This window comes from Chitinophagaceae bacterium, assembly GCA_016717285.1.
Classification (GTDB): domain Bacteria; phylum Bacteroidota; class Bacteroidia; order Chitinophagales; family UBA10324; genus JACCZZ01.
The window spans coordinates 36,755-53,980 of the sequence record JADKFU010000001.1 but is presented as its reverse complement, the minus strand read 5'-3'; the positions used below and the strand labels follow the sequence as shown (position 1 = coordinate 53,980).

13 protein-coding genes are annotated in these 17,226 nt (G+C 39.8%); 6 read left to right on the top strand and 7 right to left on the bottom strand.

Annotated elements, in window-relative coordinates:
* The first annotated feature begins 87 nt into the window (after positions 1-87).
* From IPO83_00235 to IPO83_00220, 4 genes are all read left to right on the top strand, one after another.
* Positions 88-1,032 carry a T9SS type A sorting domain-containing protein gene (locus tag IPO83_00235; GenBank protein MBK9729719.1) on the top strand — a complete coding sequence of 315 codons (945 nt, stop codon included), beginning with the start codon at positions 88-90 and terminating at the stop codon, positions 1,030-1,032.
* A gap of 698 nt (positions 1,033-1,730) precedes the next feature.
* A complete protein-coding gene (locus IPO83_00230) occupies positions 1,731-3,308 on the top strand; it encodes a carboxylate-amine ligase (GenBank protein ID MBK9729718.1) in 1,578 nt (525 codons plus the stop codon).
* 117 nt (positions 3,309-3,425) lie between these two features.
* Positions 3,426-3,716, top strand: coding sequence for a DUF721 domain-containing protein (locus IPO83_00225; GenBank protein ID MBK9729717.1), 291 nt, complete (start codon positions 3,426-3,428; stop codon positions 3,714-3,716).
* A gap of 73 nt (positions 3,717-3,789) precedes the next feature.
* Entirely contained in the window at positions 3,790-4,194 is a 405-nt protein-coding gene (locus IPO83_00220; GenBank protein ID MBK9729716.1) for a ribonuclease E inhibitor RraB, read from the top strand.
* 1 nt (position 4,195) lies between these two features.
* On the opposite strand, the gene IPO83_00215 is transcribed toward IPO83_00220, so the two are convergent.
* Positions 4,196-5,899, bottom strand: a complete 1,704-nt coding sequence (locus IPO83_00215; GenBank protein ID MBK9729715.1) for a sodium:solute symporter — start codon at positions 5,897-5,899, stop codon at positions 4,196-4,198.
* Between the two features lie 314 nt (positions 5,900-6,213).
* Between IPO83_00215 and IPO83_00210 the strand changes: the two genes are divergently transcribed.
* On the top strand, positions 6,214-8,721 hold the full coding sequence (locus IPO83_00210) for a hypothetical protein (protein MBK9729714.1): 2,508 nt from the start codon (positions 6,214-6,216) through the stop codon (positions 8,719-8,721).
* A 519-nt stretch (positions 8,722-9,240) separates the two neighbouring features.
* On the opposite strand, the gene IPO83_00205 is transcribed toward IPO83_00210, so the two are convergent.
* The 5 genes from IPO83_00205 to IPO83_00185 form a co-directional block, all read right to left on the bottom strand.
* Positions 9,241-9,702: a hypothetical protein gene (locus IPO83_00205; GenBank protein ID MBK9729713.1), complete on the bottom strand. Its 462-nt coding sequence runs from the start codon at positions 9,700-9,702 to the stop codon at positions 9,241-9,243.
* Between the two features lie 49 nt (positions 9,703-9,751).
* Entirely contained in the window at positions 9,752-10,381 is a 630-nt protein-coding gene (locus tag IPO83_00200; GenBank protein ID MBK9729712.1) for a hypothetical protein, read from the bottom strand.
* A gap of 65 nt (positions 10,382-10,446) precedes the next feature.
* A complete protein-coding gene (locus IPO83_00195) occupies positions 10,447-11,061 on the bottom strand; it encodes a DUF4136 domain-containing protein (protein ID MBK9729711.1) in 615 nt (204 codons plus the stop codon).
* 326 nt (positions 11,062-11,387) lie between these two features.
* The gene (locus IPO83_00190) at positions 11,388-12,215 is read right to left on the bottom strand and encodes a hypothetical protein (GenBank protein ID MBK9729710.1); all 828 of its coding nucleotides are present in this window, start codon (positions 12,213-12,215) and stop codon (positions 11,388-11,390) included.
* A gap of 229 nt (positions 12,216-12,444) precedes the next feature.
* Positions 12,445-13,254 (bottom strand): hypothetical protein, encoded by an 810-nt coding sequence (locus IPO83_00185; protein MBK9729709.1) that lies wholly within the window; start codon positions 13,252-13,254, stop codon positions 12,445-12,447.
* 215 nt (positions 13,255-13,469) lie between these two features.
* Between IPO83_00185 and IPO83_00180 the strand changes: the two genes are divergently transcribed.
* The gene (locus IPO83_00180) at positions 13,470-15,896 is read left to right on the top strand and encodes a TonB-dependent receptor (protein MBK9729708.1); all 2,427 of its coding nucleotides are present in this window, start codon (positions 13,470-13,472) and stop codon (positions 15,894-15,896) included.
* Between the two features lie 40 nt (positions 15,897-15,936).
* Here the strand turns inward: IPO83_00180 and IPO83_00175 are convergent, their stop codons facing one another.
* Positions 15,937-17,127: a metallophosphoesterase gene (locus IPO83_00175; protein MBK9729707.1), complete on the bottom strand. Its 1,191-nt coding sequence runs from the start codon at positions 17,125-17,127 to the stop codon at positions 15,937-15,939.
* Positions 17,128-17,226: the final 99 nt, after the last annotated feature.

The following is a 17,226-nucleotide window of genomic DNA, read 5'->3' as shown; positions in this document are numbered from 1 at the left end:
TGCATAATAACCATCGCCTGGTTACATTTGTATTCAATTCATTTTTTATACTTTAATAAACCTCAGTTCATTTAAAATCTATCTGCAATGAAAACCAAAATGCTTACCGCCGTTCTGCTGATGACCTTCAATGCTTTTGTTCAGCCAGCCATTGGACAAATAACCGGAATTGTTGCTTCCTACACTTTCAATGGAAATGCTAATGATGAAAGTGGGAATGGAAACAATGCTCAATTAATCGGGAATGCAACTGCTAATGGCGTTCTAAAGCTTGCAAACAATAACACCAACTACCTGCTTCTACCGGCTTCAATCATCAATGGGAAAACAGATTTCAGCATTTCCATGAAAATCAAGTTCAAAGGTTTTCACAAATCAGGCAGCTCTCCCACCAATCATATTGTAACCGGTTCTACCTCTTCTCTCGACAGAATTGGATTTTCCTATGAACGGATCAATCAAACCTGGAGATTGGCATTGAATGGTGTAACGTATAGCTTTCCCGATCTATTGGTAACAGATGTCTGGTATTGCGTGATCGTTACCCGCGAGGGCAATCAGGCAAGGTTATATGTTGATGGAGTGCTTGTTGGAAGTGTTACTGTCAATACAACAGCTATTCCCTGCACATCATTGCTCATTGGTCAGGAAGAGGATTGCAGCGGTGGATGCTTTGCAAAAAACCAATGTACAAATGGTCAAATTGATAAGCTCGTATTTTATAATCAAGCTTTGACACTGATAGATGTGCAAACAATTTGCAACAATTCATCAGCGAAAAATGATCTTTTACCACCGTCAGAACCGACCTCTGCATTCTATCCTAATCCTGCTCATGATTTTCTCATTATTTCACACGACGATGCAACTATTGAAACAGTTGAAATCTATAATCTGATGGGTGAAAAAGTAGCAGGCTTTGCGCATTCAAACAGGATAAGCATAGCCGGCCTCCAGCCAGGAATGTACCTCATCAAAGTAACAAGCACAGAAGGAATGATTTTATCAACCGGTAAGTTTATGAAAGAATAAAGTCCATTACATTTTGAATCACATCTAAGACTAAAATTCAAGCCCGGAGAACTTCAAATATTCTCCGGGCTTTTTATTTGGTTATTACTTTGTAAATCCGGATTGCGAATCATAAGTCTTCGAAACCTTGAACTGCTGAATAAATGCAGATGAATAATTGGCTACTGTGGCGAGAATCAAAAAAAATTGTCATCTGTGGAATCGAAAAACGACAATTTTTTTGAGGAATGCTTAAACAAAAACAATGTCGCGATTCGACTACGCTCACGGTGACATTATTTTTGTTCCACTATCATACCTGTTCGGCCGAATAAATCACGAACCTGATCTGCTTTTAATTTTTCAGTAAACCTGAAGGCCAACAAGGTTTAGAAAACCTGTGATTTCAAAGCGAGTCCTTCATGTATGCATTTGTCCCTTGCATGAGGATTCTGACGAATGAATAAGTTGACAAATGAAATCAGGCGGACGCTCCTTTTCATGTTTCCTGATCAACTCTGGTCATTTCGTTGCCAACACTGTATTTGAAAAGTTGAATTTTTATAACCCTTCCTTTTCCTTACTTCGGATAAGCTAAATGCATTGCAACCGATAAAAACATCATCGTTGAAGCAATAAAGAATCAGAAAAATATTTCGATTCCGGGCAATTTATTACACATCCGATATTCCTTTGTTAAATTTGTTTTCTAAACAAATATGATGGGCTCCTCCGCAAACTACCCTGCCTTTAATAAAGAAATGAGTCCGGAAAAGGAAGTTTTTCCGGCTTCAGGATCTGAACTGGAACGGCAACGCTTTCATGAGTTGCAGCTACAATTGCGTCAGCAGTTTGAAAGAGTGTTTCCCGACATGGCTGCGAAGAAAACAGTGATCGTGATTCCTTCCCTCACCATTGATCAGGAGCTGCAATCCCGCGTAACCGGAGCGCTGCATTATGAAGAACGATTACTTTCACTTCTGATGTTGTTGCGAATGCCACGCACGCAAGTGGTGTATGTAACAAGCATGCCTATCGATCATGTGATCATAGACTATTACCTTCATCTTTTGCCCGGTATCACGGGTGACCATGCACGCCAGCGGCTCACCTTGCTCAGTTGCTATGATGCCTCCGCCCGATCATTATCGGAAAAAATTCTGGAGCGAAGCAGATTGATGCAACGTATTAAGGATGCTGTTCCAAATCCGGAAACGGCTCACTTCACCGTCTATAACTCTACCGATCTCGAACGCACATTGTCAGTGCGTCTTAATATCCCGTTGTTTGCATGCGATCCTGATCTTCTTTTTCACGGATCAAAAAGTGGCAGCCGTAAAATTTTCAGAGCATGCGGCATTGACATGGCGCCGGGTTTTGAAGACCTTAAGGATGAAATTGATATTGCGGATGCTTTAACCACGCTTAAAGCAAATAATCCTGCTCTTAAAAAAGCTGTAGTCAAAGTGAATGAGGGATTTTCCGGAGAGGGCAATGCCATCTTCTCTTATGCGGGTTGTCCGGAAAAAGACGGTATCAAAAATTGGGTGCTGAACCATTTAAAGGATCGCCTTACCATTATTGCAAGCGCTTTTACCTATGAAATATTCATGAGTAAATTCAGGGAAATGCAAGGTATTGTGGAAGAATTTATTCCGGGAGAAATTAAAACCTCTCCATCTGTACAATGCCTTATTGATCCCCTGGGCCATGCTGAAGTAATATCAACACATGACCAGGTGCTTGGCGGAGACGATGGCCAGATATTTATCGGTGCCAATTTCCCGGCCAATGAAGCTTATGCGGGCGATATCGGAAAGTACGGACAACGCATTGCCGAAGAAATGAAAAAGTATGGCGTGCTCGGGCGTTTCAGCATTGATTTCATTTCAGTGAAAGAGAATAATGTTTGGAAACACTATGCGGTAGAAATTAATTTACGTAAAGGTGGTACCACGCATCCCAACCTCCTCCTTCAAGGACTTACCGTTGGCAAATACGACGTGGAAAAAGGAATATACCTCACCGCAAACGGGCAACGACGTTATTATTTTAGTTCTGATAATGTGAAGAACGACAATTATAAAGTCCTCACACCGCCAGACCTGATAGACCTCGCGATTTTTAACCGGCTCCAATATGATGGTTCCACGCAACAGGGTGTGATGTTTCATTTAATTGGTGCGCTTTCTCAGTTTGGAAAACTTGGAGTGGTTTGTATCGGTGATTCCCCTTCACGGGCAAATGCCTTTTACAGAAAAACCATCCAGGTTCTCAACAGGGAAACAAAAAATTAACTTTCGGTTTTCTACAAAATGATTGAGTTGCGATTATAAAACTGAATTAAGATGTTGAATCGTGAATTTGCGGTGGGAATATATTGAGCACCCCGATTCTTTACGTATTTTCACTCTATGAAACGCCAGAACGACCAGCCCTTAAAAGAAGTGATTGCGGAGCTTCTTCATTCTTATCATTTAAAGGAAAAAATGAATGAGGTGCGTTTGGTACAGCATTGGGAGCAATTATTCGGTAAAACCATTTCGAAGTACACGGAAAAAATGTTTGTGAACAATAAAAAATTGTATGTCACCGTCAGTTCGGCTCCATTACGCCAGGAAATGATGTACTCCCGCGATAAAATGGTGGAACGAATCAATGAAACCATTGAAAAAGATTTTATCAGGGAAGTGGTGATCCGGTAAGGCACCATCACCATGCAAATCAACAGGAGATTATATGCGCTCTCAAGTCAACCGTTTCCTGCAAATTATTTTGATGACACAACTTCTGAATCTTGCATGTAACAAACCATCAGAAAGATTTATTTCGGAAGAGCAGTTAAGAAACCAACTTGCACAACAGGTTTTAAGCAATGAAAGTAAAGTGCAGCAACTCAGCCAATTCGGTGTGGATGAAAGAAGCGGTATCAGTATTGATTTTTTCTTCATTACTAACGATTCATCCAAAGCAAAGGAGCTGAGCGGGGAACTGGCTTCTATGCAATATCATCTCAATAAAATTCACCCTTCAGCCAATAATCAGGAACTGTGGGTGGTCTCCGGCAGCAGCTCAAGAATGAATATGAAACTCCGGGAACTCAATGATTGGACAAACTCACTAAGCAAGATAGCATTCAGATATGATTGCGCATTCAATGGATGGAATCCTGTAACAGAATAATTCAGGACGCCTGAATTTTATCTTTAAAGAACCTCGATTTTTGCAATAGCCATGCAAGCAGCATGACCGTTATACAGCCAATCAGATTCAGCCAAAGGAATGCAACGGCATCTTGCGAATAAAGCATAATAACCACCAACTCGGTAATAAGCGCTGCAATGAATACAGGAGTGCCTGCCACCTTTTTGAGAAAAAATGCGATCAGAAAGATACCGAGGATGTTTCCATAAAACAACGAGCCCAATACATTCACCGCTTCTATCAGGCTTCCGAGCTTATTGGCAAGTTGTGCTACACAAATAGCGAAAATTCCCCAGCCCAAAGTAGCCCACTTAGACACCCACACATACTGCATCTGAGTGGCAGTAGTGTTAATGGATCTCCGGTAAATATCTATCACCGTGGTAGTTGCCAATGCATTTAATTCTGCGGCTGTTGAATTCCATGATGCACAAAACACCATCGCTATCAGCAATCCGATCAGCCCTTTCGGTAAATAGGTTAACACGAATGTTAAAAAGATATAATTGGTATCGTTGGTGTCTGCGGCAGGATCCACTTCTTTAATCAATGCAATGGCCTCACCACGCACCATTTTACTTTCAGCATCCAATGATTGCAAGGAGCTTTGCGCCGCTTTTATTTTCAATGCATCATTACTTTTTATTCCCGCCACCAATTCAGTTGCAAGCTGCTGCTTGTGTTCACCGATTTCACGGTAGTGCTGATCAACAATGCGGAATGCATCTGACTTTTCTGATTGCATCACCTTGTCTAATTGCTTGGTATTAAAAAAAACAGGCGCCGGATGAAACTGGTAAAAAGAAAATACCAATGCTCCAATCATTAAAATCAGGAATTGCATCGGAATTTTTAAAATTCCGTTCATCAGTAAACCAAGACGGCTTTGTCCGATTGATTTTCCCGAAAGGTAACGCCCAACTTGCGATTGATCGGTACCGAAATAAGAAAGTGAGAGAAAAAATCCACCGATTAATCCGCTCCATATATTATACCGGTCATTCCAACTGAAGTTCGTAGTGATCACATTGGTCTTTCCCATTTTTCCCGCTACCTGCAAGGCATCTATAAAACCAACACCTTCCGGCATGAGTCTCACCACCATTACAGCCGCCAGAAACATTCCCGCAAAAATCACCATCAACTGTTGTAATTGTGTAATGGAAACAGCCCTCGTACCACCCATCATGGTATAAGTAATCACAAGGCCACCCATAAAAATATTGGTCCAGTAAATATTCCAGCCCAGCAAGGAGGAGAGCACGATAGAAGGCGCATAAATGGTAAGTCCTGCTGCAAGTCCGCGTTGCGTAAGAAACAGCATCGCGGTTAATGTGCGCGTTTTTAAATCAAACCGCTGCTCCAGAAATTCATACGCCGTAAATATTTTCAGCTTATGAAAAATGGGCAGGAAGAAGATGCATAAAAAAATCATGGCAAGTGGCAAACCAAAGTAAAACTGCACGAAGCGCATACCATCAGTGTAAGCCTGCCCCGGAGCTGATAAAAAAGTGATGGCGCTTGCTTGTGTAGCCATGATAGAGAAACCTACCTGGTACCATTTGAGTGACTTATTTCCTAATAAATAACCATGTAGATCATCATGGCGCCTGCTCCGATAAATACCATAAGCAAGAATCAGCAACAACGTTCCGCATAAAACAATCCAGTCGGGAGCGCTCATGAAAAATAGCTGGTGAATAAATAAAATGCAACAATCAGAAACACCAGCCATCCGGCCACGAAAAAGTAAAACTGTTTCCAGCTTTTAAAAAAAGGAGGTTGGTCGTTCTTCTCTTTAGACAAAGTGATTGATTTACTTTCTGCAATATAAAAGAGTTTCGAAATAAAGAAGCAAATAGAGGCACTACAGTTGGCACATCAGGAACAAAAAACAATTTTAACCCTGGTTAAACAGTTCGCATCAAGGCCTGTTTATCATTGATTTTTGAAGACGGAATTGCTATCTTCAAGCAAATATTAATCAGAGATTAACCCGTGAAACGCAAACTAATTATCAAAATTTTGGGGGCCATCGTAGGCTTAGTTGTGTTACTTATTATAGTTGCCTATATTCTTGCCATTACGCACAGGAAGGAAATTTTAAACACCATTACCACTGCCTATCATGATAAACTCAATGGCGATTTGACGATCGGTGATCTTGACTTCACGGTGTTCGACGAATTTCCGAGTTTAACGGTACGGCTTGAAAATATTTCTGTCACCGATTCTTCTTCAGCTGTTCTTGGTGATACACTATTGAGGGCCGAAAAGGTTTCGTTCCGGCTTCACCTGATTGAATTGATTACAGGAAACATTCATTTGAATACAGTAACCATCACCAATGCTTCCATTTTAGTAATGAAATACAAAAATGGCGAGATGAATACACCAAAGGCACGCGTGGTAAACACTTCCGCTCCAGCTAAATCAGGGGCACTCCCGAAACTCAATAAGATCTTTTTAAAAAATGTCTCTTTCAAAATGATTGATTCTGTGAAGATGAAATTTTTTGGACTGACGATGAAAGACGTGAAGCTTAAATCCACAGATGGTAATGCACCAATGAATTATGACATGGATGCTGCCATTCATTTTGATGGCCTGATCTTTAATTACCTGAAAGGCGGATACCTCACCAATCAGGATGTACAACTGAATGCCTTTGTTACTTTCGATCCTGATACCAAGCTACTGACGTTGTCAAACGGCGACCTCGTCATTCAGAAACAGAAACTTATGCTGGCCATTAAAATGAACTTCAGCGAAAAGACCATGAGCATGAAGTTCGATACCAAATCCATGATTCCCTCTGTGGCATACAGCATTCTTACGCCGGCTATTTCGAATAAAATCAATATTATTCAACTGGAAAAACCGGTAATAGCAAGTGTGGTCATCAACGGTTCCATCGCTCCGGGCAGCAAACCGGCAGTGGACGTATACTTTAAAACAACCGGCAACACCCTGAATTACAATAATGCTTCCTTCGACAGTTTGCGGATACTCGGTCAGTTTACAAACCACATCGACAGCACAAAAATAAATGATGACCACAATACAAAAGTGATGATACCGGTTTTCAGCGGATCCATTTATGGAATTCCTGTTACGCTGAAAGCAGTGCTTACGGATTTTATTACACCCGACCTGGCACTGAAAGCACAGATAACTTATGACGGGCAGCAACAGGGAGAGATAACGACTGAACGATTCAAATTTTTGAACGGGCTTATCAAAATTGATTTATCATTCCACGGACCATTGACGAATTTTGTGGATACCGTTCATCAACAAATGATTGGCGATGGAAGCGGTGAAATAAGCATTCAAAATGCTTCTTTCAATCAGCTTTCTACAGGTTATGAATTCAGAAACGTAACCGGACATCTCTCTTTCAAGAAGCCGGATGTAATAATTGATTCAATTCAATTATCATTGAATGGGAATAATTTAAAGATGTCGGGTAATGCGCAAAATGTTATTTCATTCATTTTCGTACCAACGATGAAAGCAGTAGTCAATCTTGACATAAAAGCCGGCATAGTAGACTTCAATAAATTCAGCCGGCCGGAAGCCAGTGCAGCTAAGAAAAAAGCAGCAACCAAAAAATCGGATAAGAAATCCCTTTCTTCAACCATGGACTGGCTGGCTCAGAAGTTTGATCTCAATATAAATCTTGTGGCAGATAAACTTATCACTGGAAATTTTGTCGCCACAAACATTCAGAGCAATATCGTCATCGATGATGACTTTATTAAAATTGGCAACGCCGGTATGAGCACCTGCGGCGGCAGCATGACATTGAACGCAGATATAACCGGGACAAATTCTCCCAAGCATTTCTTAAATACCAGCATTTCAGTAAAGAATGTCAGGATTGACGACCTGATGTACTCTTTTAATAATTTCAATCAAAAATCCATCACTAATAAAAATGTTTCCGGAACGGTAAGCGCAACAGCAAGTCTGTCCGCCGCGCTCAATAACAAGTATGGCATTATCGGTTCATCCATGAAGGGAAAAATAAACACTACCGTAAAGAATGGTGAACTTAAAAACATCGAGGGATTGGAGAAGGTCAGTAATTATGTTTTTAAGAATCGCGATTTCAGCAACATTCAGTTTGCCAATCTGTATAACCGCGCCAGCATCACCGGCACGATGATCGATATCGATACCCTGCATATTTTTTCCTCCGTCATCACACTTTTTATCAACGGTGTTTTTGATTTTAACAATGCCAATACCAATTTGCTCATAAGCATTCCAATGAGCAATTTAAAAAAGATGGAAGATGAAGAACGGATGGCACAAAGTGATTCGTCCGCCAGCAAAGGAGGAAAAGTAGTTTTACGGGCAACCAATGGAAAGGATGGTAAATTAAATATTGCCCCTGTAATGTTTGGTAAAAAGGATGGTAAGAAAGAAGACAAAAAGGACGTAAAAAATGAAGTAAAAAAGGATGAAAAGAAGGACAAAGAGAAAAATCCAAAAAAATAGTGTGGCAATCAGTAAAGCGCTTTGATCAATGTTAGCACCTGATCCTTCGACTCCTGGCAGATTTTGCAGAATTTTTTAGATATCGAATATCGATTAACGATTGTGATGGAAGAGTTTTTTCAATCCAAATTCTGACTTTCGTTACATACTTCATGAATGAACAAATGAGAAAGAGCTCCGGGCTAAAAAAATATAAACTGATAACCTATAGATGCCAGGTTGAAATTGTTTCCTGAATTGTGGTGGTCATTAATAAGTTATTTAGTTATTCATCAAAGAGAAATTTTATACAGCAATGTTCTGTCGTCTTCATGCCGCCTTCACTTTTAATTTTTTCTGAACGAGAATTTACGATGATGGGACAGGTTTTTACAATCCTTTCCATAATCAGGAAATCTTATGACAAAAAAAACCGCCCTTTTCCGGGCGGTTTTTTTACCTTCTATCTATTGTAACCGAAACATGAATTAACGATCATGATTCGTTGCGACACCGCATTTATTCTTTGCAGCATGGTGATCATTTGCCTGAAACAAATGGAATATTGTGCAACAACTCATACTGAAGAGCAGCATCAAGATATGCTTCAAATTGCAGCCATTGCAAAGTTGTTTTTGCACCTACTGCCTTTTTAAATTGTCCGGCATATTTCTTCTCGATAGCCGACTCCTTTGCACCAGCTTCAAAGAAGTTGGAAATGAATGTTTCAGCCTGTTCATTGGTGATGGTGGCATACTGCTCGGCATAGCTTTTAATGTTGTTGAAACGTCTGTCCGCCAATTGTGCTCTTTCTGATTCGTACTCACGGTAGATGGGCCAGAATTTAGCTGCGTCAGCTTCGCTGAGTTTCAGATAATTCATCAACAGGGTTTTGCGGTCATTCTTATACTGCGATTTAATATACTCAAATTCATTTTGTTGCGCCATGCTGATGGTGACAAAAGAAATAAGTAGGGTAAGTACTAAAAGTGATTTTTTCATGTTGATTTTGTTTGTTTTTTATTGTTTTAAATTATTTATGATAAAGAAATTAATTACTAAAAGCAAAGCCTACATTGAAAAGAATATGGCTGTCTGAAGGCAGATCATCGGTTTTAAATCCGTACATGTACCTGATGCCAAGATTTATTGCGGGACCCGTGATAGAAGGGTGTATCAGTACTCCAATTTCAGGACTGAGCACAAAAGGCCAGGAATCTTTCTGCGCACTGAAAACTCCAAAATTGACAGTGGCAGAAGCATATTCCACACCTAATCCACCGCCTATGTAAGGGTTAATTTTTTCGTTTACACCCGGTTTAAAAAAATAATCCGCCATTACCAGTATTGGTATACTGTTAAAATAGCGCCACTGATCACCGGTTAAGGTTGCTGTTTCATAAGTAAAACTCGCATCAGGCAAATGCTGATAAAAAACATTCCAGCCTGTATTAAATCCAACTCCTATATTCAACGTTTGCATGTGACGGTATTGAACATCAAACCCGCGGAAGCTATACTGGGAAATAAAATCTCCGGTATTACCCATCCCTAAACTCATGGAATAATTGACCATCGTAATGTTTTGTTGTTGTGCGGAAGCTTTGTTATTCATAAACACACTGCTGACAATCAGCAGGGCAATCAGGAAATTTTTGACACCGGTGAAAGGTGATTTCACGTGAGTGCTTATATTATTATTTGAGTTCGTCATTTTTTCTAACTATTAGTAAATAGGTGAGTGAATTATTTAGCCAAATATGGAGACTGTTCGAATGCCTGGTCGATCGTATTACCAATACGTATGGTAGTAGCAGAATAGTCTCCGGTAAGAAGACCATTTACTAAAAACATCCACCTGACAGGCAACTCATTCGCCGGGGTTACGGCATTCGGATCAACCATCGTTACAAACAGGGTACCTGTAGTATAGCTTGTGTAATAGACAGGATAATATCCCGGATAATACCAGCCGTAGTAGCCACCATAATAACCTCCCCAATAATAGTAATAGTCGTAATAATAAGAGATTGTTGTGTTTTGGAATGCTGAAGGCAGGAGCATCATGTCCGGATCATCATTGGCGCCAACCTCTGTCCATCCCTTAGCACTAAGGTTTTGGGAAATGCTATTCAGAATCTGAGTGTTATAAGGTTCAGATACATAGGTCAAAGGTTTCGTACTGTCGGGTTTATCACCCGTTATTACCACTACCTGGTCAGGTAGTGAAAATGTTTTGCTGTTTGTAAAGTTGAAGCTTGAATCATAGTTTGTTAAAACCAGGTCATATTGCTCTACGTTGGTTGGATCATTCGGATAGCAACCAGCCAGCAATGCCATAGATGCAACTAACAATGCCATTTCCTTAAACTTAAAAATCTTGTGGGAAAACCGGACTCTCATGGATTTGGACAGCTTTTTTGGAAAATTAAATCTATTTAACATACAAAATTATGGATTTAGTAGGTGCAAAATTAAGTCTTTGTTCAATATCTTCCTAAACATTAATGATAAATGAGCATGTGATCCGGTTTATCAAAGCCGCAAGATGATAGAGGAAATAAAATCCAATCATTATAAAAATGCAAAATTGGTTTGGTTATAATTATTTTTTCTTGAATACACATTAACAATTAAATCTGTGATTGTTTCATTTCTAAAACAGATTTATCCACCTTTCTGTTTCTTCAAAACCGGAATCCTACATTCACTGAATATCTGAACCCGGCCGAAAACAAATCGATCCTTCCATTGGTGTTCACCTGTTGCTCATCAGCCAATTCAGCCAGGACAGGAAAACCACTGATTAATTTATCATAAAGTGCCTGCACATATTTGTTTTCTTCGTTCAGATCAAAATCACCGTCAATCTTTGCTCCAAAGCTATATAACGACAATGCAGGTCCAAACAAAACCAGGTCAATGCTCAATCGCTTTTTAACTACAAACTGATAACCCAGGTTAATTCCAACCTGGACTATTCGAAATCTGGTTTCAAAATTAACTGTACCATTGCCAATACTGGTATCATTAATGGAGATGGCTCCTTTCTTGTCAAAATTATAGAAGTCCGAGAAAGGTCCCCAATATAATCCGCGAGGTGCTTCATACTTGTTTTCCTTTTTAAAATAGAAACGATAGTCAGCGCCTAACTTAAATCCGAATTGACTTTTAGAATTAATCAAACTAAGACTATCAAAAATTGCAAGGCTGTCACCCAAGCCACTGAAAAGTTTAGGAGAAGTAATGTAACCAGCCTGCACGGAAAAAGTCTGATGGGGTTTTACAGTTCTTTCATAAGTAAAAATAAATGCGGGTGAATAGAGGATGTTAGCACTTATATTCAGCTTGATATTGTTTGGTAACGGCAATTTTTTCTTTGTTGAATCAGATGATGCAGTTTGCGTTGTTATATTGTCCAGTTTCGCAGTGGAATCAGCCAATTGAGCCATGGATGTAAAACTGAAGAAAAACAGAAATACCAGACAATATTTAAAGTGAAAGTAACGTCGCATACGAGCAGTAATTTGGATAAATGTAAGCAATGGTTCGGCTATATAATAGCCCGTTTGTCAGTTTTATAAATTATCCGCGATCCTGCTTATGATACTAAATGAATCCGCCAGAAAATAAATTTACTGCTGTCTGCAATCACATAAAATGGAAAGCATGGAGCATGACATCAAGCTAACAGAAAGAATTATTTAAAGTAAATTATAATTACACTGCATCATTTGCCAGGGATTATTGCTCAAACATTTCACGTAATTCCACGATGGCATTTTGCCCGATGTCTGAAGTGATCAGTCCCCGCATTGGTCTCCCGATATCAAGCGTCACATAAATAACAGAAGCTGTAAGCAATGCAAATCCGATAATAATAATCCAATCTTTTCTCCTGATAATTTCACTGCCGAATCCGGCAACAAAAGTACAGGTGATTGCAAGAACAAAGAGCAACGCAATAATGATATCCGGAATTCTTGCCCGAAGGTTTGCTTCACGCGTTGTGGTGATATCAATCATGGCATTCAAAGCGGGAATCATTTGGTTCGATGGTATCAGCATTCCCGGTTTCACTGACATATCAGTTGCACGTTTCCAGATCTTCGAGGAATAATAAGCTGAGGTGTCCTTTGCGTCAAAATATCTGGCAGTGTCTGTTCCTACTTCAAAAACAGAGATACGAGCTTCCACATACTGCTTGAAATCTTTTCTGAATTCAGTGCGGATAGAATCCGGATACAAGTCTGACCGCAAAATCGCTGTACCAATGTCATTTGCTTCTTCTACCAGAATATTGCGGTGTGAATCATACTTATTACCCGACATACCAAAAGTAATAGCAAGTATAAACCCGAACAATCCAAACAATCCTGCTTCAAGACTGCCGAATCCTCCTTTGGTTTCCGTTTCTTTTGCGGTATCCTTTGACTTCCTTTTTCGCCAAAAGTTGCCCAGCCGGTTTCCCAACCATGCCAGGAATAACATCACAACAAACAATAGTAATGATAAAAGCCAGGCCTCTGTTTTTATGATGAGGGTTGTAAACATTGTTTTTTTAATTGAATAAGTTGGAAAGGTAATTATTTCAATGGTAGTTAGAAGACGATCCTTTTAAGAAATTCCGGACAGGTTTCGAAACGGCATAAAATAAAATTACCATTCGCTGTAACTTTTTATTCTTATTGAACGACCTATCAGCATTGTTCAAACGGGAAAGGTCAGCCATCTTCCACTTTCCGCTTCCCGCCAAATAAATTCAAACCATGAAAAAACTCTTCTTACTCTTTGGAAGCCTGTGCTTTGCCGGACTACAGCTTATACAAGCCGGAACCATTACGGGCAAAGTGATCGATCAGGAAAGACAACCTGTCGAATTTGCCACCATTACCTTATTAAAAGCCGCTGACAGCTCGCTGGTAAAAGGAGAATTCTCTGATGGCACCGGCACATTCTTCTTTGACCAGATCAGCCAGGGAAGTTACACAGTGGCGATTTCCAATTTAGGATATGAAAAAATTTCGCTCGAAAAAATAACTATCAGCGATGCAAATGCTTCCGTTGACCTTGGGAATATTTCATTGCTTCCCGCATCAAAAGAACTCAGTGGCATTACAGTGACCGCGCAAAAACCAATGATTCAGCATGAACATGACAAGATGATTCTTAATGTGGAAGGCAGTCCAATCGCGTCCGGAGGAAGTGTAATGGATGCATTGGAAAAAGCACCGGGCGTAATAGTTAACCAGGACGGAAAGATCAGTCTTCGTGGTAAACAAGGTGTGCTGGTAATGATTGACGACAAACCTACTTACCTGTCGGAAGAACAATTGGCCAATCAACTGAAAGCAATGCCTGCGGAAAGTGTTTCTAAAATTGAAGTGATCACCAATCCATCTGCGCGTTACGATGCGGAAGGCAATGCAGGTATCATCAATATCATTACCAGGAAAAATAAAAATCTTGGCTTCAATGGTTCAGTAACTGCTGGTATTGAAAGATCGCATGAGTGGAGTCCTGAAGCCGGTATCAACCTTAACTACAGGCTGAAAAAAGTAAATCTTTTTGGCAGTTACAACTATTCTGATTACCGGCAGTACCGGACGCTTGACGTGCTGCGAAACTTTGAAACAGACAGCACCAGTTCGTCTGTTTCTGAACAAATAGCTATGCACAATTCATACCTTGATAACAGCTATAAAGGAGGTATGGATTATTTCATCAACGATCGTAATACCATTGGATTTGTGGCCAGCGGTTATTTTGATTCCTATTCAAGCGACAACAATACTGCTGCGACCATTTATAATAGCAACGGTGTTTATGAACCGTCTTCCAACACGCATGGTGATATTTACAATTCATCAGATAATTTTTCCTTCAATCTGAATTACGACGGAAAACTGGATACTAGCGGAACTACCCTTTCCGCAGATGCCGATTACTCCCACTTCAACAGCAAAGGTGACGATCATTACGAAACCATATACTTTAATCAGGATGGTTCAGAAACAGACAGTCCGCTTTTGTACTATACACAAAGTCCCGGCATCATCGACATTCGTTCAGCAAAAATTGATTTTTCGCACCCGTTCAGTCATGGTTGGAATTTTGAAGCCGGCGCGAAAGTAAGCGCGGTGAAGAATGATAATGAAGAAATATTTTCAGTGGAGCAAAACAGTGAATGGGTGATTGACAGCACCAAAACAAACCATTTTATTTATGAGGAAAATATTTATGCCGGGTATGTGCAGTTAGCCAAAGAATTCAAAAATATCAGCGTGCAGGCCGGATTAAGAAGTGAGCTGACAGCATCAAATGGACATTCAGAAACGTTGAATGAAAGCTTTAAACGAAATTACTTTCAGCTATTCCCATCGTTGAATATAAGCGATAAGATAAATGAAAATCATACTGTTTCTGTTTCTTATAGCCGGAGAATTGACCGTCCGAACTATGATCAGCTCAACCCTTTCCTGTTCTTTCTTGATCCTTACTTATACGAACAGGGAAATCCAAAGCTTAAACCCCAATTGACGAATTCGCTGGAACTTCAGTACCTTTTTAAAGAAAACTACAACCTGACTTTAAGCTATAGTCGTACAACTGATGAGATTCAGGAGCAGTTTTATCAGATAGATTCTACAAAAACCATTGTGCTGTTTTCTGAAAATTTCGGATCGAACACTACCTATGCTGCCACTACCTATGCCCAGTTACAACCGGTAAAATGGTGGAGCCTCACACCTGTAATTACATTATTCTACCAGGATCTTGAAACAAAATATCTTGAAACTGATTTTCACAATACTCAATTCGGTTACCAGGTGAATATTCAAAACAGCTTCTCTTTACCGAAAGGTTTTTCACTTGAATTATCGCTTCAATATCAGTCGCCGGTCATCTTCAGCATTGCATCCATCGAAGCCAATGGGGATGTTTCCATGGGACTTAAAAAATCTTTCTGGGATGGAAAAGCAAGTGTGAAAATCAATGCCCGTGATATCTTCAACACAAATTATAATTCCGGAACTATAATCTACGCCAACATCAATTCTTCATTTACTCAAAACAACGACCGTCAGCGATTCGGTATCAACTTCTCCTATCGTTTTGGTAATTCGCAGGCATCGCAACGGCAAAGACAAAATGCCATTGATGAGGAAGTAAACCGTGTGAAGCGTGGTGGATAATTAAGATGGATGAGCATCAGGATATTAAGTGCGAAAAGGATTATTTATGATAACTGAAATCCTTAAGCTCTGAAGGTGAAATCTCTTTATCCAGATCATCTTCCCAAATAAAAATCTTTGTACTGTTATCACTGAAATAATCAACTCTGAAAAAACCGGTCGCATTGAATTCGCCGTGCATTTCATTGATCGGCGCATTTTTCTCCACCTTGATATTTTTAAATTCCGAACAATCTTTTTCGTTTGTGCATTTACAACCGGCACCACTAACAATTTCAACATAGTTGGGCAATCTGAAATACTGAAGATTGTGATCGTGGCCGGCAGCAAATATTAATTTGTCAATAGCATATTTATTGCAAATGGAATCTAACCTGATTCTAAGATAATGATAAGGCTTACTGTCAATATTTTGGAATTTCCATCTGGCAATAGGTATTATCAGCTTCGTACTGTGCTTTCCAAAAGTATAGATTGGATGATGCTCGGCAATCACTACAAATTCATGGTCGTGCTTTGCTTGTAAGACCATCGAATCAAGCTTGTTCAGAAAGCCGTTTAACTCTTGCTGCTTCCCTTTCCAATTTTTAGATGTCAATCCGTTAATATGGTGGTTGTGTGCATGAAGCCACCATTGGGAATCGATAAATATCAGGCGAATACTGATACCCTTTTCAGCCTTGATTAAAGTATCATTTGGTCCGAATGACGACTTCGGATAAAATCCACCGTGCTTTAATTTTCCTGCACTGAAATATTCATCCACTATTCTTTTCTCATTGATCACAAATTCCTGCCCTCTTCTCTCACCTCTTTGCCAATCATGGTTGCCGGGTACCATAAATACGCTTCCATCATAACCTTCCAGACCTTCCAATTGACTCGATAATTTCCCAGTGTTGGAAAGAGAAGTCATCTCATTCACACTGCCGCAACAAACTTGTGGTGCGATCTGATATTTTACTTTACCATTTTTAAAATTATCCGGCGCCATGCCACATGGATAAACGTTATCACCCAGATATATGACTGCGCTTTTTTCCTGGTACTGACTGGCTGTTAATTCTGATTTAAGTTTTCTAAGAGTTTTTGTATGACTCGTATCTGAAATAGCATGTTCACCTGCATCTCCAATCAAAAAAAGAGAAAAGACCGGCTGATCTGCCTGTGCGAAAAGCAGATGATAACAAAGCATCACCACAGCTAATAGAAAGAGTTTAGACCACTTCATTACTAATTTGTTTAACAACTGTTGAACCGTCAGCTACCATTATCATCAGCACCGTTACATAAAAACAGTCCAAGTTATTCCATTTATTAAATCCAAAAT